Annotated in this window: 16 protein-coding genes; 2 read left to right on the top strand and 14 right to left on the bottom strand. The window is 60.2% G+C overall.

The features are described 5' to 3' along the window. The first annotated feature begins 30 nt into the window (after window positions 1–30). Window positions 31–261, top strand: a complete 231-nt coding sequence (locus tag ACA072_RS16310; RefSeq protein WP_462026832.1) for a hypothetical protein — start codon at window positions 31–33, stop codon at window positions 259–261. Between the two features lie 121 nt (window positions 262–382). Continuing rightward, window positions 383–622, top strand: a complete 240-nt coding sequence (locus tag ACA072_RS16315; RefSeq protein WP_497619004.1) for a DUF2789 domain-containing protein — start codon at window positions 383–385, stop codon at window positions 620–622. 134 nt (window positions 623–756) lie between these two features. Here the strand turns inward: ACA072_RS16315 and ACA072_RS16320 are convergent, their stop codons facing one another. The 14 genes from ACA072_RS16320 to ACA072_RS16385 form a co-directional block, all read right to left on the bottom strand. Continuing rightward, entirely contained in the window at window positions 757–2361 is a 1605-nt protein-coding gene (locus ACA072_RS16320; RefSeq protein ID WP_497619006.1) for a methyl-accepting chemotaxis protein, read from the bottom strand. A gap of 216 nt (window positions 2362–2577) precedes the next feature. Further along, a complete protein-coding gene (locus ACA072_RS16325; protein ID WP_007907888.1) occupies window positions 2578–2982 on the bottom strand; it encodes a TraR/DksA family transcriptional regulator in 405 nt (134 codons plus the stop codon). Window positions 2983–3309: 327 nt separating this feature from the next. After that, entirely contained in the window at window positions 3310–4332 is a 1023-nt protein-coding gene (locus ACA072_RS16330) for an ABC transporter permease (RefSeq protein ID WP_497619009.1), read from the bottom strand. Window positions 4333–4374: 42 nt separating this feature from the next. Continuing rightward, the gene (locus tag ACA072_RS16335) at window positions 4375–5940 is read right to left on the bottom strand and encodes a sugar ABC transporter ATP-binding protein (protein ID WP_497619011.1); all 1566 of its coding nucleotides are present in this window, start codon (window positions 5938–5940) and stop codon (window positions 4375–4377) included. 70 nt (window positions 5941–6010) lie between these two features. Further along, the gene (locus ACA072_RS16340) at window positions 6011–6937 is read right to left on the bottom strand and encodes a sugar ABC transporter substrate-binding protein (RefSeq protein WP_010459630.1); all 927 of its coding nucleotides are present in this window, start codon (window positions 6935–6937) and stop codon (window positions 6011–6013) included. A gap of 157 nt (window positions 6938–7094) precedes the next feature. Beyond that, on the bottom strand, window positions 7095–8147 hold the full coding sequence (locus ACA072_RS16345; RefSeq protein WP_497619013.1) for a Gfo/Idh/MocA family protein: 1053 nt from the start codon (window positions 8145–8147) through the stop codon (window positions 7095–7097). A gap of 136 nt (window positions 8148–8283) precedes the next feature. Further along, window positions 8284–9144: a sugar phosphate isomerase/epimerase family protein gene (locus tag ACA072_RS16350; RefSeq protein ID WP_497619015.1), complete on the bottom strand. Its 861-nt coding sequence runs from the start codon at window positions 9142–9144 to the stop codon at window positions 8284–8286. 55 nt (window positions 9145–9199) lie between these two features. Next, entirely contained in the window at window positions 9200–10210 is a 1011-nt protein-coding gene (iolG, locus tag ACA072_RS16355; protein ID WP_497619017.1) for a bifunctional inositol 2-dehydrogenase/D-chiro-inositol 1-dehydrogenase, read from the bottom strand. 32 nt (window positions 10211–10242) lie between these two features. Further along, entirely contained in the window at window positions 10243–12174 is a 1932-nt protein-coding gene (gene iolD / locus ACA072_RS16360) for a 3D-(3,5/4)-trihydroxycyclohexane-1,2-dione acylhydrolase (decyclizing) (RefSeq protein ID WP_497619019.1), read from the bottom strand. Window positions 12175–12322: 148 nt separating this feature from the next. Beyond that, window positions 12323–13144 (bottom strand): TIM barrel protein, encoded by an 822-nt coding sequence (locus ACA072_RS16365; RefSeq protein ID WP_497619021.1) that lies wholly within the window; start codon window positions 13142–13144, stop codon window positions 12323–12325. Window positions 13145–13169: 25 nt separating this feature from the next. Beyond that, complete coding sequence (locus ACA072_RS16370) at window positions 13170–14672, bottom strand: CoA-acylating methylmalonate-semialdehyde dehydrogenase (RefSeq protein WP_497619023.1); 1503 nt, start codon at window positions 14670–14672, stop codon at window positions 13170–13172. Between the two features lie 30 nt (window positions 14673–14702). Next, window positions 14703–15512 (bottom strand): 5-deoxy-glucuronate isomerase, encoded by an 810-nt coding sequence (gene iolB / locus ACA072_RS16375; RefSeq protein WP_497619025.1) that lies wholly within the window; start codon window positions 15510–15512, stop codon window positions 14703–14705. Continuing rightward, window positions 15509–16402: a myo-inosose-2 dehydratase gene (gene iolE / locus ACA072_RS16380; RefSeq protein ID WP_497619027.1), complete on the bottom strand. Its 894-nt coding sequence runs from the start codon at window positions 16400–16402 to the stop codon at window positions 15509–15511. The genes iolB and iolE overlap by 4 nt, the downstream gene beginning before the upstream one ends. 159 nt (window positions 16403–16561) lie before the next feature. Beyond that, window positions 16562–18499 (bottom strand): bifunctional 5-dehydro-2-deoxygluconokinase/5-dehydro-2-deoxyphosphogluconate aldolase, encoded by a 1938-nt coding sequence (locus ACA072_RS16385; protein WP_497619029.1) that lies wholly within the window; start codon window positions 18497–18499, stop codon window positions 16562–16564. Between the last annotated feature and the right edge of the window lie 103 nt (window positions 18500–18602).

Consider the following 18602-nt stretch of genomic DNA (forward strand, 5'->3'; position numbering starts at 1 on the left):
AACAACATATTTCCAAGGGAAGGCAGCTACGTGACGGAATTTGATATCGGTGAATTTTTTATCCGGGGCGAAGCCAGAGAGGTCGAAGGCGAATTCCAGGCAGTCATTGTCATGCGTCCTAAACCACCGTTGACCAAGGAAACTTACCACCAGGTCGAGAAGGATCGCTGGTTCAAGACCTCGGATGTCGCCGCCGTTGCCGCCCAGGAAGCCGCCAAGGAACTGAAGCTTGCCGTCGATAACGGTGCATTGAAAGCCTGATCGTCGGATTTGCCGTCTATGCTCTCTCCTGCTTTCCAACATCGCTTTCGAACTCCTGAAGCGCGGCCCCCTCAGATGCAATGAAGCCGCACCTCAGATCGCGACCCGCAAGGAGATGAAGATGGATTCACCTACACACGACTTGAAAGGTTTGTTCGATCAGCTCGGCCTGGACTCCAGCCAGAAAGCCATCGACGATTTCATCGCCAGCCATTCGCCTTTGGCCGACGACAAAAAATTGATCGATGCCGAGTTCTGGACGCCGCAACAAGCCGGTTTCCTCAAAGAACAATTGCGAGAAGACGCCGATTGGGCGCGGGTGGTCGACGACCTGAACCTGCGTATGCATCAGATTCACTAGCCAGCATTCTTCTGCTTCACATTCCCCTGTAGGAGCTGTCGAGTGAAACGAGGCTGCGATCTTTTGATCTTGCATTTAAAAAGATCAAAAGATCGCAGCCTCGTTTCACTCGACAGCTCCTACAGGGCGTGGCCTCAACGAGGGCTTTCGGGTTTGTAGCCCAACCGCAATCCACCCCAATGCCGGCCCTTGAGCATGATCGGCACCGACAGGTCGTGCATCAGTTCGCCGGTGTCGCGGGTGTAGGTCTGCAACAACACCGGCTGTTGATGGCTGCCGCAGCGGATGCCGGTGCGGTCGGCGAATTTGCGCTTGGTGCGGTTTTGTACCGTATCGACCTGCGCATCGCCGGTCAGCGGCTGACTGAAGATGTTGTTATGGGTGGGCACGTAACCCTGCTGGGTGCAGGCGATGGCGAATACCAGACCTTCATGGCGCGGCAGCAACGGTTCCTGAATCGCCGGCAAGACCTGATCGGTGTAGCGATCGAAGCGGGTCTGAAACTTGGCCGGGCTGGTGTTGGGGATCGCCTGGTAACTGCGATCGAACAGATCATCGAGGCTGACGCGCCCCTGGTCGATGTCCGCTTCGAAGCGCGCGGCAATCTGACTCGCGCCTTCGCGGGCCAGGTCATAAATCCGTTGGTGATAGTCATCCAGTCCGACTTCGGCAAGGCGCTCGCTGATGGTTTCGGCCTGGCCTTCCATCTGCACGGCAGCCTGCGCCAGGCGCTGGGTCTGCTGGTCACTGACCGCCAGGTCACTGCGCATCTGTTCGATGGCGTGGAACAGGCTGTCGAGTTGTTCGCGGTTGGTGTCCGCGCCCTTGGCGATTTCCCCGACCTGGGTCTCGACGCCGGCGGCCAGACGCGCAATGTTTTCCAGGTGCTGGCCGGTGTGTTCGACCTGCTCGACACCGGTGTCGAGGTCGCTGGACAGCTGACGGATCTGCTCCACCACTTGCGCCGTGCGTTGCTGGATATCGGCGACCATCTCCCCGACTTCGCCGGTCGCCGTCGCCGTGCGCGCCGCCAGACCGCGAACCTCATCCGCCACCACCGCGAAGCCGCGACCGTGTTCCCCGGCCCGGGCTGCTTCGATCGCGGCGTTCAACGCCAACAGATTGGTCTGGCTGGCGATGGACTGAATCACCAACGTGACCCGCTGGATATCGTCGCTGCGCAGACTCAGGGCCTCGATCAGTTCACGGCTGCTACTGGCGCGCTGACTGAGCTGATGCATGCGGCTGATGGATTCAATCAACTCCGTGCGCCCTGCTGCGCTGCTCTGATGAGCTTCGCTGGCGGCACTGAGCGCTTCGCGGCTGAGTTTGGAGGTGGCCTGTTCGGTCGCGATCATCACTTCGGCGTTGCTGACGATTCGCGCCGCCGCGTCGAGTTGCGATTGCAGTTTGTCCGCCAGTTGCTTGACCGAAAAGGCCACGCCTGCGGCCGACAAAGCGTTATGACTGGTGGTGTAGGAAAGATCGCGAGTCAACTCGGCGATGGCGCTGGCGCCGTCGACAGCCATTGCTTCGGGAGTGGCGCGCGTGCGCAGGCGCGGCAGCCAGATCACCAGCACTGCCAGTGGCAGACAAAGGTAAAGCGACCAGCCCCCCAGCGACATGCCGCACAGCAAGAGCATCAGGGCGATGCTTTGCAGGGTTGGCGTCAACCAAAGGTTTTTCGGCAAAAACACTGGTGCAGGCACTGCCGCAACCAGAGATCCGTCTCTCGTCATCTTCGTCACCCCATGTACCTTCTAATTGTTGTGCAGGCATTAAACGCCACTACTGGGCCATTATCTATGGTCCATTAGTAGTGGGCGTTGCAGCAGATCAATAGAAGTACTTGAGATTTTCGCAGACAGCAAAAAGCATCGCGGGCAAGCCTCGTTCCTACAAGTTCATCGTGAACCCTGGGGACGGGATTGCCCGCGATGCGGGGCGTTACGGAATCAGGCCTGACGCTGGTGCTTGTCGATCTGTTCGTGACGCTCTTGAGCTTCGATGCAGTACTTGGTGGTCGGGCTGATCAGCAGGCGTTTCAGGCCGATGGCCTCGCCGCTGTCGTCGCACCAGCCGAAGCTGTCTTCTTTGATGCGTTCCAGAGCCTGTTCCAACTGAGGCAGCATGCGCTGGTCGCGATCGATCGCGTTCACCAGCCAGGTGCGCTCTTCTTCGACAGAAGCAGCGTCGGCCGGATCGGCTGGGGTGTCCAGGCTCTCGATGGCAATGCGGTTCTGCTCGATGCGCTCATGGGTTTCGACTTTCATGTTCTGCAACAGCTCGGAGAAGAAAGCATGTTGCTCGGCATTCATGTAGTCATCCGCCGGCATGGCCAGCAACTTGTCCTTTGTCATTGATATCTCTATAAAAAAACGTGCATTAAGGCGAATTAGGGAGCGTTCCGGCGGACCAGGTCTGGCCATCGGAAAGGCGCCGTTTATTCCAAGCGCCACCCGGCACTCAATTTACGAGGGCCGGCAGTCTAAGGCCGACTTGAGGCCTCAGCAACTGAAAAGACAGCGAATTTGTCCGACAAAGCCCGGAAAGTGCTCTATGGCAGTCTTTGCGGTGGTTATCGGAGTGCGTTTATAGCAAGAAATTCAATCGAGCGGCTGTATAGAGAAGACAAACGGCTGCGCCACGCGGGTCAGGCGTGGCGCATTGGCTGTCTGTTCTACGACTCAGCGCTTGAGTTTACGCTTGTTGCGATATTGGTCGATCACCACCGCCACCACAATAATCAGTCCCTTGATGATGTCCTGAATATACGCATCCACCCCGACAAAGGTAAACCCGCTGGCCATCACCCCGAGAATCAAGGCACCGATCACCGTACCGGTAATGCGCCCGACACCGCCGGCCAGGCTGGTGCCGCCGATCACTGCCGCGGCAATTGCGTCCAGCTCATAAGACATGCCCATCCCCGCCTGCCCGGTCGCGGCACGTGCCGAGGCGACCACACCCGCCAGGCCTGCAAGCAACCCGGCGATGCTGTAGACGATGACCAGGTGACGCTTGACGTTGATCCCCGAGGTCCGCGCCGCCTGCATGTTGCCGCCGATGGCGTAGGTGTACTTGCCGTACTTGGTGTAGCGCAAGGCGATGTGAAAGATCACCGCGACGACCAGGAAAATGATCACCGGCATGGCGCCATGTCCGATGGCCGTGTAGGAATCCGAGAGCATGCTCACCGGCTGGCCTTCGGTGTAGTAACGCGCCAGGCCACGGGCCGAGACCATCATGCCGAGGGTGGCAATGAACGGTGGAATCCCGGTGATAGCAATGATGCTGCCATTGATCGCCCCCGCCAGCAATCCCACGCCGAGCCCGACGATCACTGGAATCCACACCGGCAAGTCTGTCAGTGACGGAAACACCGCCCGGGAGAAGTCCGAGGTCTGCGCCAGGCTGGCCGCGATCATCGCCGACAGCGCCAGCACCGAACCGGAAGACAGATCGATACCGGTGGTGATGATCACCTGGGTCACGCCGATTGCCAGCAGACCGATGATCGACACTTGCAGGATCATCAACACCAGGCGCTGGGAGTTCATCAGGAAGCTCTGGTCGCGCACGATCCAGCCGAAGACTTCAAAGACCAGGCCGATGCCAATCAGCACCAGGAAAATACTCAACTCGGTCGGAAAGCGCCGGCGACTCTTGACCGGTGTCGTTGCTGGCTTGTTTTCCAGTATCGCGTTCATAACCCACCTTCAATAGAAATCTGTGTGGCGAGGGAGCTTGCCTTAGTGAACCGCGGACATGCCCGAGGCCAGTTGCATGACTCGTTCCTGGGTCGCTTCGCTGCGGTCGAGGGTGCCCATCAGGTCGCCCTCATGCATGACCATCACGCGGTCGCTCATGCCGAGCACTTCCGGCAGTTCCGAAGAAATCATGATCACCGCCATGCCTTCGCTGGCGAGGTAGGAGATGAGCCGGTAGATCTCCGCCTTGGCGCCGACATCGATGCCGCGGGTCGGCTCGTCGAGGATCAGGATGCGCGGATTGGTCATCAGCCAGCGCGCCAGCAAGGCTTTCTGCTGATTGCCGCCGGACAAGGTGTCGATGCACTGTTCAAGCGACGGGGTTTTCACCCGCAGCTTCTTGCACATGTCTTCGCACAACACCCGCAGTGCTTTCTGCTGGATGAAACCGTGGCCGGCGTAATGCGGCAGCACTGCCATCTCCATGTTTTCCAGCACCGACAGGCACGGGAATAGGCCGCTGAGCTTGCGGTCCTCGGTCAACAACGCGAAGCCCTTCTCGATCGCCATGTGTGGATCGCTGATGCGCACCACTTCGCCATCGAGGCGAATCTCGCCACCGTCGCTCGGAGTGATGCCGAAAATCGCTTCGGCAACGTTGGTGCGGCCCGAGCCCATCAACCCGGCGATGCCGAGGATTTCGCCCGCATGCAGGTCGAAAGACACGCCTTTGAAAATACCGTCCAGCTTGAGGTCGCGCACCGACAGCAGCAGATCGCCGATGGGCTTCTCACGCACCGGGAACAACTGGCTCAGCTCGCGGCCGACCATCATCGAAATCAGGCTGTCGCCGTCCATGCTGTCGGCCCGTTGCAGGCCGATGTAGGCGCCGTCGCGGAACACCGCCACTTCATCGGCGATGGCGAACACTTCGTTCATTTTGTGGGTGATGTAGATGATGCCTTTGCCCTGACTCTTGAGGTCGGCAATGATCGAGAACAGGTGCGCGACTTCCTTGTCGGTAATGGCGGAGGTCGGTTCGTCCATGATCAGGATGTCCGAGTCGTAGGACACTGCCTTGGCGATCTCGACCATCTGCCGTTCGGCGATGCTCAGGTTGCCGACCTGCTCTTCCGGGTCGAGGTTGATCCGCAGGCGTTCGAGCAATTTCGCGGTGCAGCGGTGCATCTCGCGGTGGTCGATCATGTGCAGGCTGTTGAGCTGCTCGCGGCCGATCCAGATGTTCTCGGCGATGCTCATGTGCGGCATCAGGTTGAGTTCCTGGTGGATCATCGCGATCCCGGCCTGCAGCGCGGCCAATGGCGTGTCGAACACCACCGGTTTGCCGCGAAGGCGCAGTTCGCCGGCGTCCGGCTGGTAGATGCCGGCGATGATTTTCATCAGGGTCGATTTACCCGCGCCGTTCTCACCCATCAGCGCCAGCACGGAGCCGGGACGGACCCGCAGCTGCACGTCGGACAACGCCACCACACCGGGAAAACCCTTGCTGACGTTGATGATCTCCAGCAGGTACGGCTCATCGACAGGTGTTGCGGTTGGCTGGATACCCACCAACGGGGTGCTTGAAGCAGTCGCTGAAGCGAACATGATCAGGTACTCCATCAGCAAGGTCGCGGTGGCAACCTTGCGTGCTTATTGTTGTTATGGGACGGACCGGCTATTTGAACGTGTCGACATTCTGCGGAGTGATCAAACGGTATGGCACCCACACGGCCTGTTCAACCGGCTCGTTTTTGGCCATTTTCACGGCGGTGTCGATGGAGCCGTCGGCCTGACCTTTCGCGTCCTGGAACACCGACACTGCGAGGCTGCCTTTCTTGATCGCGTTCAAGCCGTCCGGCGTACCGTCGACGCCAGCGATCAGCACACTGCCCTTGTCGACGCCGGCCTGTTGCAGGGCCATTGCGGCACCAATGGCCATTTCGTCGTTGTTGGCCACGACCGCATCGAACTTGCGGCCCTGGGTCAGCCAGTCGTTGACCAGGGTCATGCCTTTATCCCGCAGCCAGGTGCCGGTCTGCTCTTGCTCGATCTTGATGTTCGGGTATTTGGCCAGCACCTCTTTGACGCCTTTGGTGCGGTTGGTGGTGGAGTTGTTCGCGAGGTCGCCCAACAGAATCACGATGTCGCCCTTGCCGCCCATCTTGTCGGCCAGGTATTGCATCTGCATTTCACCGGCTTCGAGGTCGTTTGAGGCCACCGTGACCACGCCTTTTGGCAGCTTAAGGTCATCGGGGCGACGGTTGACGTAGACCAGCGGGATGCCGGCCTTGACGGCGGCTTCGGTGATTTTTTTGGTGGCGGCGGTATCCACCGGGTTGACCACGATGGCATCGACTTTCTGGCTGATGAAGCTTTCGACCTGGCTCAACTGCTTGACCACGTCGCTGCGGGCATCTTCGAACTGCAACTGGACGCCGTCGGGATAGGACTTGGCTTTCTTGTCCATGGATTCGCGCAGGTAGGTCAGCCAGGTGTCATCGAACTGGGACATGCTGACGCCGATCTTCATGTCGGCGAGGGCGGCGCCACTGGCGAACATCAGGGACAAGGCCAGTGAGGCAAAACGGATCTTGGTCTTCATGAAAAGTCTTTCTCCACATTCTTGTTGGTTTTATGGATGAGGCGTGACGATTTTCAGTAAGCAGGCAAGCGGGAAAAGCGTTGAAATCGAGCGAGAGGCAGTTCGCTGGAAATGACTTTATTGGAATATTATTTCTATATCAACTCATTTTAGAATTTTATTCTGATTTTGTTCCATGGCTCGCAAACGGACTCAGTTCCACCACCTGACGCCGCTCGAAACTCAGCCGCACGGCGTCTAGAACGCGGGTGGTCGCCAGTGCATCACGGGCGTCCACAGGCAGTGGGCCACCGCTCTGTAACGCGGTTTGTAGCTGCAAATAGAACTGATTCCAGCAGCCACGCTCCGAGGGAACGCGTTCGCGCACTTCGCCCTGTTCGAACCAGCCCCAGCGGCGATGCTCTTCCACGCCCCAGCGCTCACCCTCGGATTTCGGCGAGAGCCCGGCGAGCGCCGAGGCTTCCTGCCCGTCCAAACCATCGACGCTGTAACAACCTTGGGTGCCGGTCACGCGAAAACGCGGGCCCGGGGTGTTTTGCAGGCAACTGCCGCCCAGGTGCGAGATCACCCCGTTGGCGTGGGTCAGGGATACAAAGAAGCCGTTGTCGAAGGTTTGGCCTTTTTCCAGGTAATCCAGTTCGGCGTACACCCGAGTTACCGGGCCGAACAGCAGCAACGCCTGATCCACCAGATGACTACCCAGATCACGCAGGAAGCCACCGCCACTGCCGTTGTTCACCGATTGCGGCGAGTAACGTTCGATCCGCGATTCGAAACGGGTGACGCGGCCCAGCGCGCCAGACTCGATGAGTTTGCGCACGGTGAGGAAGTCCGAGTCCCAGCGGCGGTTCTGGTAGACGCTGAGCTGTACGCCCTGGCGCTCGGCCATGGTGATCAGGGTTTGGGCTTGCTGCGCATCGGCGGCGAACGGCTTGTCGCTGACCACCGCCACGCCGTGTTCAATACCGTCGAGCACCAGCGCCGGGCGGCCCTTGAGCGGTGTGGAGATCACCAGCACATCGACGCCCGCTTCCACCAGTTGGCCGATGCTGTCGAAGGCCGGCACGCCGGGGTGCTCGGTCGCCAGCAGTTGTCGGCGCTCCGGGGAACGGGTGACCACGCCCACGAACTTCGCCGCTGGCAGGCTGCTGATTAGCGGAGCATGGAAAAACCGGCCGCCATGGCCGTAACCGACAAGTCCGATGCGCATGAAAATATTCTCCTTATAGAACGCGGCCCCTGTGGGAGCGGGCTTGCCCGCGATAGCGGTATGACGGTCACAGAGATGTTGAAAGTGCCGCCATCATCGCGGGCAAGCCCGCTCCCACAGGTTTTGTATGGGTCGGTCAACCGCAAAGTTCGCGGGTCACTCGTTCGAGCATCATCCGGTTGGATTCATCCGGCCGGTCTTCCCAGGCGAACACCGAGACCGTGGCGATGCCGTCGAACTTGAGATCGCGCAAGGTGCCGAAAAACGCCTCCCAGTCGACTTCGCCCTGCCCGATGTCCAGATGCTGGTGCACGGTGGCCGTAACACCCGGCGGGTTGACGATGTAGCGCAAGCCCGAAGAAGCCTTGTGGTTGTAGGTGTCGGCGATGATCAAGTGGCTCAGCTTGGAGCCTGCGTACTTGAGCATCGAGGCAATATCGCCTTTGCCATCGTCATAGAAGAAGGTGTGCGGCGCGGCATAGAGGTAGTTGATCCAGTCGCGATCCAGCCCGCGAATGATGTCCACCGACTCGTTGTTGCGCTCGCAGAAGTCGTAAGGATGGGCCTGGATGTCGAGCTTGATGCCTTCGCGTTCGAACTCCGGCATCAGTTCATCCATGGAGCGCATGAACTGGTTCTCGCAGACCAGCGGATTGTCCGACTGGCCGGTGAACTCGGTGTTGACCAGCTCGCAGTCCATTTCCACGGCAATCTGGATTGCGCGTTTCCAGTTGCGCACCGCAGCCACGCGCAAGCCTTCGTCAGCGGCGGCCCAATGGTACATCGGTAATAAGGAAGACAGTTTGACCCCGGTGTCGCCCAGGGCTTTGCGAAATTCCTTGATCCGCGCCTTGTCGACACGCGGGGCCTTGTAGAACGGCAGGAAATCTTCCCGGGGCGAGAGCTCGATGTGTTCGTAGCCGAGTTCGGCGACCTTATCGACCATCTTGCCCAAGGACAGGGTGCGGTACATGTAAGGGTCTAGTGCGATGCGCATGTTCTTATTCTCCTTCACCATTGCCTCAGCCGTGACACTCCCACAGGTTTTGGGGTTAGCCGTAGAAGTGGGGGCGGTCTGGCAGGGTGACTTTTATGATTTGGCCGCTGTTTTGGGCTTCGATGCACGCATCTGCAGCGACGGCGGCGGCGAAGCCGTCCCACGCCGATGGGCCGCCCACCTGGCCAGCGCGCACACCATCAATAAACGCCTGTAACTCAACGTCGTAAGCGGCGATGAATCGATCCTTCCAGTCCATCAAAATCGCATTCGACAGCTTCGCCCCGCTGCGCAGTTGCACCTGCGAAGGCTCCGGCAGTTTGGCGATGCCCGTCTCCCCCACCACTTCGCACTGGATGTCGTAGCCGTACTGGCAATTGACGAACACTTCCACGTCGATGCGCGTGCCTTTGGCGGTTTCCAGCAACACAATCTGCGGGTCTTTCAAATGTGCGAGGGCCTTGCTGCTCTTGCGCGGGAACACCACTTGCACCGACACGTAATCGTCGTCGAGCAACCAGCGCAGCACATCGAGTTCATGGATCAGCGTGTCGGTGATGGCCATGTCGGTCTTGTAGTTCTCGCCCACGGTCGGGTTGCGATGCGCGCAGTGGAGCATCAGCGGTTCGCCGATCTGACCGCTGTCGATCACCGCTTTGAGGGCGCGATAACCTTCGTCGTATGGGCGCATGAAACCGACCTGAACCAGGCGCTTGCCATGGGCCACTTCGGCCTCGACGATGTTGCGGCAGCCTTCAGCGGTGACTGCCAGCGGTTTCTCGCAGAACACCGGCTTACCCGCCGCAATCGCTGCCAGCACAAACGCTTCGTGGCTCGGCCCCCAGGAAGTGACGAGGATCGCTTCGACTTCCGGCGCGTTGATCAGCGCGAGGCCGTCGGGGTAGACCTCGGCGGTCAGTTTCAGGTCGGCAACCACCTTGGCCGCTTGCTGCAAATTGATGTCGGTGACGGCGACCACCTGGCTGTTGAGCAAGGTCTGGCTGCAGCGACGAATGTGGTCCTGGCCGATGGCACCGGTGCCGATGACGCCTAACTTTAATGACATGTAAGGACTCCTTATTGTTCGATTCAGGGCAATCAGTACTGACGGGCCTTGGCCAGTCGTTCGTTCAGGGTCTTGGCCACCGCATCGGTGCGGGCGCTGGTGGAGACTTGCGCCACGCCGACCCGCCACCACGACAGGTATTTGTGAATCATGGTCTTGGGCAACACCTTGATGTCGATCAGCGTCGACACGGTCTGCAAGCGCGCATCCGCCAGCGCGGCTTTCAGCTCTTCAACGGTGTTCACTTTGTAAGTCTTGCAGCCATAGGCGGCCGCACTCATGGCGAAATCCACCGGCACGAACCCGCCATCGAGCTTGCCGGTTTCCGGGTTGCGGAAGCGGAACTCGGTGCCGAAGCTGTCCATGCCGTGTTCCATTTGCAGGTTGTTGATGCAGCCGAAGGTCATGTTGTCGAGCAGCACCACGTTGATCTTGCGTCGCTCCTGGATCGAGGTCGCTAGCTCCGAATGCAGCATCATGTAAGAGCCATCGCCGACCAGCGCATAGACCTCGCGCTCGGGCTCGGCGAGTTTCACGCCCAAGGCGGCGTTGACCTCGTAACCCATGCAGGAATAACCGTACTCGACGTGATAGGTGTTCACGCCCTTGCTGCGCCAACTGCGCTGCAAGTCACCGGGCAGGCTTCCGGCGGCCGCGACGATCACGGCGTCATCGGCGAGGGTTTCGTTGAGCACGCCGAGCACGCGGCTTTGGGTCAGGCAGGAACCGGTCAGCTCGATGAATTCGCGCAGGACCGCCGGGTCCATGTGGTCGTTGATTTCCGGGATGAAGTCCTGGGTCTGGTAGTCGACCTTATAGATACGGTCGACTTCCTCGTCCAGTTGCGCCTTGGCCTGACGCAGTTGGTCGCCCCACGCGCAACGGTAATCGCCCAAGGCTTCAGTCAAGGCTTGCAACCCGGTTTTGGCATCCGCCAGCAGTTGCACCCCGTCGAGTTTCAGGGCATCGCAGGGGCTGATGTTGAGGTTGAGAAATTGCACGTCGGCATGCTGGAACAGGGACTTCGACGCGGTGGTGAAATCGCTGTAGCGGGTGCCGATACCGATGATCAGATCCGCCTCCCTGGCCAACAGATTCGCCGCCAGACAACCGGTTTCGCCGATCCCGCCAACGTTCAGCCGATGGCTGGACACCACCGCGCTCTTGCCAGCCTGGGTTTCGGCGAAGGGAATATCGAAGCGCTCGGCAAACGCCTGCAACGCCGCATTGGCACCGGAGTATTTGACCCCGCCACCGCAAATGATCAGCGGTTTGCGCTTGCCTTTGAACAGCGCCAAGGCATCGCCGAGCATCGCTTCAGTGGCCGGACGACGCTCGATGCGGTGCACGCGTTTTTGCAGGAAGTAATCGGGATAGTCGTAGGCCTCGGCTTGCACGTCTTGCGGCAAGGCCAGGGTTACGGCGCCGGTTTCCGCAGGGTCGGTGAGCACGCGCATGGTGTGGATCGCTGCGGTCATCAACTGCTCGGGACGGTTGATGCGGTCCCAATATTTGCTGACTGCCTTGAACGCATCGTTGGTGCTGATGCTCAAGTCGTGGAACTGCTCGATCTGTTGCAGCACCGGGTCCGGCTGGCGGCAGGCGTAGACGTCACCGGGCAACAGCAGCAAGGGAATGCGGTTGGCGGTGGCCGTCGCGGCAGCGGTCAGCATGTTGGCCGCGCCCGGGCCGACGGATGAGGAACAGGCGTAGATTTTGCGCCGCAGGTGTTGCTTGGCGAACCCGATGGCGGCGTGGGCCATGCCCTGCTCGTTGCGGCCCTGATGGACGATCAGGTCACCGCTGTCCTGCTCCAGGGCTTGCCCCAGGCCCAGCACGTTGCCGTGGCCGAAAATGGTAAAGATCCCAGCGACGAATTTGCTCTGGACGCCATCGACCTCGATGTACTGGTTATCGAGGAATTTCACCAGGGCCTGGGCCATGGTCAGTCTTGTTGTGGTCATAACCGATCCTTCAATACTTGAAGAAGTCCCTGTGGGAGCGAGCCTGCTCGCGATAGCGGAGTGTCAGTCGACAGTTCTGTTGCCTGATACTCCGCTATCGCGAGCAGGCTCGCTCCCACAGGGGATCTCCATCGATTCGATAAAAGTGTCAGGCCAGAGGTTTTTTCAGGTGATCCATGCTTGCGCCGATGGCCTGCTGGATGTTGGCCAGGCCATGGACGCTGTCGGCAAACGGTTCGAATGACAGGTAGCCGCTGTATCCGCTGCCGAGCAAGGTGTCGATCTGCGCGGCGTTGCCGAGGATGTCGCCCTCGCCCACCAGCACGCGATGGCCGTCGCGAATGGTCGCCAGTGGCGCCTCGGCATCCTCGACGCCGGAGATGTGCACCAACCCGGTCAGTTCGGGGAAGAATTCATGCTCGCTGGCCAGGTGATGGTGAAAGGTGTCGTGAACCAGCCGGAGCACATCCAGCCCGCCAATCGCCTTGATCGCGTCCACCGCCGTACGCTTGAGACGCAACGAACATTCTTCAAACCCCAATGGCTCGATGAATCCGAGAATGCCGTGATCGCGCAGGATCGGCGCCAGTTCGCTCAATGCGGTGCGCAACCCGGCGGAGCGTTCGGCTTCGTTGCGCGTATCGGCGCGATCATTCAGCGGGCACATGACCAAACCCTGCGCGCCACAATCCCGGGCATACGCGGCCAACTTTAAGGCTTGCTGACGGCGCTCGTCATTCCACACATCAAACGGATACAACGCGTTGATCGACAGCACGGTAATGCCTTTGGCCGCGCACAACTCACGGACACGCTCGGGCGCGGTGCCGTCTTCGATTTCGACGCCCTTGAGGTCGTTGCGGATCTCGATGGCGTCGGCCTTGAGGGCCACCGCCAGGTCGATGAACGCGGGCAGCGACAAACGTGGGGCGACCATACGGTTCAGGGCGAAACGCAGGGGTTTGCTCATTATTGTTGTTCTCCGCACAGGTGAATTATTTGGCCGTCGGCATGCTGAATTCAGGGCCCTTGGCGATGCTGTCGGGCCAGCGCTGCATCACGCTTTTATAGCGGCTGTAGAAGCGGATGCCCTCTTCGCCATAGGCGTGGTGATCGCCAAACAGCGAACGCTTCCAGCCGCCGAACGAGTGCCAGGCCATGGGCACCGGAATCGGTACATTGATGCCGACCATGCCGACCTTAATGGTGCGGGCAAAGGCTCGGGCGATGCCGCCGTCGCTGGTGAAGCACGACACGCCGTTGCCGAATTCGTGAGCGTTGATCAACGCCACGGCGCTGGCGAAGTCCGGGACGCGGACGATGCCCAGCACCGGGCCGAAGATTTCCTGCTGATAGATGCTCATCTCGGTCGTGACGTTATCGAACAGCGTCGCGCCAACGAAAAAGCCATTTTCGGCACCAGGCACCTTAAATCCACGACCATCGACAATCAGCTGCGCGCCTTGCGCCACGCCCTGGTCAATAAAACCTTCGACCTTGGCCTTGTGCTCAGCCGTCACCAACGGCCCCATGTCGCTGTCGCCCTGCATACCGTTACCAACTTTGAGCTGATCGATGCGCGGCAGCAGTTTGGCAATCAGTTGGTCAGCGACATCCCCCACCGCCACGGCAATCGAGATCGCCATACAACGCTCGCCGGCCGAGCCGTAAGCCGCGCCGATCAAGGCGTCTGCGGCCTGATCCAGATCCGCATCGGGCATGACGATCATGTGGTTTTTCGCCCCGCCCAGCGCCTGAACCCGCTTGCCGCGAGCAGTGCCTTGCTGGTGGATGTACTCGGCAATCGGCGTCGAGCCGACAAAGGAAATCGCCTCGATGTCCGGGTGCTGCAGCAGCGCATCGACCGCGGTCTTGTCACCCTGTACCACGTTAAACACGCCGTCCGGCAACCCCGCTTCGGTCAACAGGCGCGCCATGAGCAAACTGGCGGACGGGTCGCGCTCGGAGGGTTTGAGGATGAAGCAGTTACCAGTGACCAGCGCCAGCGGAATCATCCACAGCGGCACCATCACCGGGAAATTGAACGGCGTGACGCCGGCGCAAACGCCCAGTGGCTGACGCAGGTTCCAGTTGTCGATTCCGCCGCCGATGTTGTCGCTGAACTCGGTTTTCAGCAGGTTCGGCGCACCGCAGGCGTATTCGACGATTTCGATGCCCCGGGTGACTTCACCCTTGGCGTCGGAGAACACCTTGCCGTGTTCGCGGCTGATGATTTCTGCCAGTTCATCGTGATGACGGTCGAGCAGTTCCTTGAACTTGAACATCACCCGCGATCGGCGCAGGGACGATTGCTCGGACCAGGCCGGAAACGCTTTCAGGGCCGAGACTACGGCGTCATCGACGGTCTTCTGGCTGGCCAGCCCGACGCGCGCCTGAACGTTGCCGGTGGCCGGGTTGAAGACGTTGCTGAACCGCTCGCTGCCGCTGTCTTGCACTTGACCGTCGATGTAATGGCCGATGACCGGGGCGTTGCTCATTGTTCTTGTTCTCCATTCGAATGTTGGAATTCAGAGATCGAGCAGCCAACTGTGCTGCGGATCGTTATGGAACTGCCAGACGCGTTTCGGCCCGGCCATCACGTTCAGGTAATACGACTCGTAGCCGTAGGGCACGCTGACCGGGTGATAGCCCTTGGGCACGACCACGAGGTCGCTGTTTTCCACGGCCATGGCTTGATCGATGCTGCGGTCGTCGGTGTAGACGCGCTGGAATACGAAGCCTTGAGGCGGGTTGATCTGGTGGTAATAGGTTTCTTCGAGAAAGCTCTGGTGCGGCAGGTCGTCGGTGTCGTGTTTGTGCGGCGGGTAGCTCGACGAATGTCCCGACGGCGTGCGCACTTCCACCACCAGCAGCGAATGGGCGGGCTCGGTGTCCGGCAGGATGTCGCATACGTAACGGGTGTTGGCGCCCTTGCCGCGCACGCTGCGCTTCATGGTGTCGGGTTTGATCAGCCGCGGACCAAGGCCCTTTTCGGCTGAACCCGGTGCGGCGCAGACGGCGATCTGCACATCGCTCAACGCCACGACTTGAGCCTGGCTGCCCGGTGGCAGATAAGCGGCGAACGGCGATTTGTCTTCGAACACCGAATGGCGATCGCCGATGTTGTCCCAGTCGAACGCGCCCTGCCCCGGCGCTTCGCCCTTGATGCTGACCCGGCCGCTGAGCAGCACCAGGCACAGTTCTTTATCACCGGCCGACACCGGCAAGGTTTCGCCCAGGCTCAAGCGGTAAGCGGCGAAACCCACGTATTCCAGTTCACCTTTGCCCAACTCGACCATGGTCCGGCCACGGGCGTTGCTTTTGACCAGCAGGCTCATCGCTTGATCCTCTCGTCGAGCAACGCACGCAAGGTGTCGTAGCCTTTTTTCGCGTAGACGTAACTCGGCGCCACGGCAGGGTCCTGCTCGGCCTCGACCACCAGCCAGCCGTGGTAATCGTTGGCCAGCAACACATCGAGCAGCGCGGCAAAATCTATGTCGCCATCGCCGGGCACGGTGAAGGTGCCGTTGATGATGCAGTCCGGAAAACTCCACAGGTTGTTGCGCGCCAGCTGCACCACCGGTTTGCGCACGTCCTTGAAGTGCACGTGGCAGATGCGTTCGATGTGTTTGCGCAGCACCTGCAACGGCTCGCCGCCACCCATGTAGCAATGGCCCGAATCGAACAGCAGACCGACTTCGCTGCCGGTCAGCGCCATCAGCTTGTCGATGTCGGCCGGGGATTCGACGTAGGCGCCCATGTGGTGGTGATAGGCCAGACGCACGCCTTGGGACAGGGTGAAACGCGCCAGTTCGGTGAGCTTGTCGGCGTACTCCTGCCACGCCTGTTCGGTGTGAAAACGCGGGCGTTCCACCAGTGGAATGCGCTGGCCCTGGATCGAGTCAGCCACCTCACCGTAAACCAGCACCTTGGCGCCGTTCTTCGCCAGCAGTTCGACATGGCTGCCGATGGCGTCGATTTCTTCCGCCACGGAACGGCGGGCCAGACGGCTGGAATACCAGCCAGACACCAGCGCCAGATCATAAGGCCGCAGCACATCACCGACGCCTTTGGCATCCTTGGGGAATTTGCCGTTGAGTTCGAAACCCTCGTAACCGATTTCCTTGCCTTCGCTCAACGCGGTACTCAGCGGCGTCTCGCCACCGAGGGACGGCAAGTCGTCGTTGCTCCAGGAGATCGGGTTGATGCCAATTCGGATAGCGGGCATGGCTGCACCTTTTGTTGTTGTACCTAACCAGTAAGAGCGACACAAAACCCTGTGGGAGCGGGCTTGCTCGCGAAAGCGGTGTGTCAGGCGACATCAAGGTTGAATGTGCCGCCGTCTTCGCGAGCAAGCCCGCTCCCACAAGGGGGCCGCGTCAGTCCATCAAGCGCGGGCGGTGCGCCAGGCGTCGATCAGTTCGACGAAGGTGTCCTGCACCTGGCGGATCAGCGCTTCATCGTCGATTTCACCGGCCATCCACGCGCGGCTCGGCTCCTGGAAAATCGTCCGGCCCACCGCAAAGCCACGGCACGTCTGGCTTTGACTCGCCTGTTGAAACCCTTCGGCCAACGCAGACGCCGGCGCATTCAGCCCCAGCAACACCACGCCACGGCAATATGGATCACGTTCCTGAATCAGCTCGTCGAGCTGCTTCCACTCCTCGGCACTCTGCGCCTCGATCTTCCACCACGCCGGGTAAATCCCCAGGTTGTAGAGGCGTTTCAGCGCGCGATACAGCACATCCGGATGGGTCGACGGATGATCCTTGGGCGGGATGATTTCCAGCAGCAGTTCATGGCCGCTGACCTGGGAGGCCTGATACAAACCCTTGATCTGCGCTTCCTGTTCCAGACGCAGCATCGGCTCGTCGTCGGGATGGAATTGCACCAGGCACTTGATAATTTGCTCCTGCGGCCAGGCAATCAGGTTGCTGCCAATCGAGCGACCATGTTCAAACGCCAACGGCCGCGAGCCCTGCACCTCCACCGGCCGCGCCACCCACCAGCCGCGCCCGGTGGCGGCATTCAGCGAGTCTTGACCAAAGCGTTGATCAGCCAGCAACCCGACATCAGCGTCGATCCCTTGCTCACGCAAATCGGTTTCAACCCGCTCCACAGCCTTGATAAAGAGTTGCTTGAGTTCGCAGATGGCGTTCAGGTCGCGACCGCCCTTGTGCGCCAGTTCCACCAGTTGGCCTCGATGATCAAAGGCAAAGATGAACAGCTGCCGCCACTGTTTGCGCGGCACGCTGACCTGGTGCAGACGCTGCAACACCGCATCCTGATCCGGCCGGGTAATCGGCACCGGGCTGTTGAACAGGTAGTCGAGTTCGGCACGGGTCGGCATCGCCGGGGCGCAAGCATGGCGTGACACCACCAGACCGCCGCAGGCATTGGCCAACTGGCAGCAGCGTTCATCGCTGGCATCCTCCAGCCAACCGCTGAGGAAGCCCGACATAAAGGCATCGCCGGCCCCCAGCACGTTGAGCACTTCCACCCGAACGCCGGGGTAAATCGCCCCGTCTTCAAGACGCACCGGGATCACCCCGTGAATCACCGTGCAACCCTGCGGGCCAAGCTTGACCACCAACGTTGCATCGCTCAAACGCCGCACATTGCGCAACGCCGTGAGCAAATCCTCTGCGCCACCAGCAATCAAAAACTCTTCTTCCGTGCCCACGATCAAGTCGAAACGCGGAAGGATTTTCTGTACATGCTGGCTGACATTCTGATCGGCGACGAAGCGGGTTTCCCCGTCAGCCTTGCCCGCCAAGCCCCAGAGCACCGGGCGATAATCGATATCCAGCACGCGTTTGACGTTGTGCTTCTCGGCGTAATCCAGCGCCTGAATGCTTGCCTTGTAGACGCCGTCGGTAGAGAAATGGGTGCCGGTAATCAGCAAGGCTTTGCTGGAGGCGATAAAGGCTTCGTTGATGTCTTCGGCCCGCAGCGCCATGTCGGCGCAGTTTTCGCGGTAGAACACCAACGGAAAGGTTTCCCGGTCCTTGAGACCGAGCAGGACCATGGCGGTCAGGCGTTCCGCATCGACCTTGACGCCGCTGACATCACAGCCTTCGCGAGCCAGGGATTCCAGCAGGAACCGCCCCATGTGGTCGTCCCCTACCCGGCTCAACATCGCCGATCTCAGGCCCAGCCGCGCGGTACCGAAAGCGATGTTGGCGGACGATCCACCGAGGTATTTGGCGAAGCTTGAAACATCTTCCAGCCGCGCCCCGACTTGCTGCGCATAAAGGTCGACGCCAAGGCGCCCCAGGCAAATCAGATCCAATTGACGCCCACTGGCAAAACGAGTCTGGCCCATGCTGGCTCCTGTTATTTTTATCAGCCTGCGTTCGGGGCGATGGAGGCGCCGAACGCTCTTGGTGGGATGCAGACTAAAACGACCGGGACCGAACAATCAATAA

This window comes from Pseudomonas sp. LBUM1656 (assembly GCF_059716065.1).

What these genes read in the sequence shown, in the direction of transcription:
- iolB (WP_497619025.1), bottom strand. Translation starts at nt 15,512, where the DNA reads ATGAGCCTGCTGGTCAAAAGCAACGCCCGTGGCCGGACCATGGTCGAG.
- ACA072_RS16325 (WP_007907888.1), bottom strand. Translation starts at nt 2,982, where the DNA reads ATGACAAAGGACAAGTTGCTGGCCATGCCGGCGGATGACTACATGAAT.
- ACA072_RS16315 (WP_497619004.1), top strand. Translation starts at nt 383, where the DNA reads ATGGATTCACCTACACACGACTTGAAAGGTTTGTTCGATCAGCTCGGC.
- ACA072_RS16340 (WP_010459630.1), bottom strand. Translation starts at nt 6,937, where the DNA reads ATGAAGACCAAGATCCGTTTTGCCTCACTGGCCTTGTCCCTGATGTTC.
- iolG (WP_497619017.1), bottom strand. Translation starts at nt 10,210, where the DNA reads ATGTCATTAAAGTTAGGCGTCATCGGCACCGGTGCCATCGGCCAGGAC.
- ACA072_RS16370 (WP_497619023.1), bottom strand. Translation starts at nt 14,672, where the DNA reads ATGAGCAACGCCCCGGTCATCGGCCATTACATCGACGGTCAAGTGCAA.
- ACA072_RS16350 (WP_497619015.1), bottom strand. Translation starts at nt 9,144, where the DNA reads ATGCGCATCGCACTAGACCCTTACATGTACCGCACCCTGTCCTTGGGC.
- ACA072_RS16330 (WP_497619009.1), bottom strand. Translation starts at nt 4,332, where the DNA reads ATGAACGCGATACTGGAAAACAAGCCAGCAACGACACCGGTCAAGAGT.
- ACA072_RS16320 (WP_497619006.1), bottom strand. Translation starts at nt 2,361, where the DNA reads ATGACGAGAGACGGATCTCTGGTTGCGGCAGTGCCTGCACCAGTGTTT.
- ACA072_RS16345 (WP_497619013.1), bottom strand. Translation starts at nt 8,147, where the DNA reads ATGCGCATCGGACTTGTCGGTTACGGCCATGGCGGCCGGTTTTTCCAT.
- ACA072_RS16335 (WP_497619011.1), bottom strand. Translation starts at nt 5,940, where the DNA reads ATGTTCGCTTCAGCGACTGCTTCAAGCACCCCGTTGGTGGGTATCCAG.
- iolE (WP_497619027.1), bottom strand. Translation starts at nt 16,402, where the DNA reads ATGCCCGCTATCCGAATTGGCATCAACCCGATCTCCTGGAGCAACGAC.
- iolD (WP_497619019.1), bottom strand. Translation starts at nt 12,174, where the DNA reads ATGACCACAACAAGACTGACCATGGCCCAGGCCCTGGTGAAATTCCTC.
- ACA072_RS16365 (WP_497619021.1), bottom strand. Translation starts at nt 13,144, where the DNA reads ATGAGCAAACCCCTGCGTTTCGCCCTGAACCGTATGGTCGCCCCACGT.
- ACA072_RS16385 (WP_497619029.1), bottom strand. Translation starts at nt 18,499, where the DNA reads ATGGGCCAGACTCGTTTTGCCAGTGGGCGTCAATTGGATCTGATTTGC.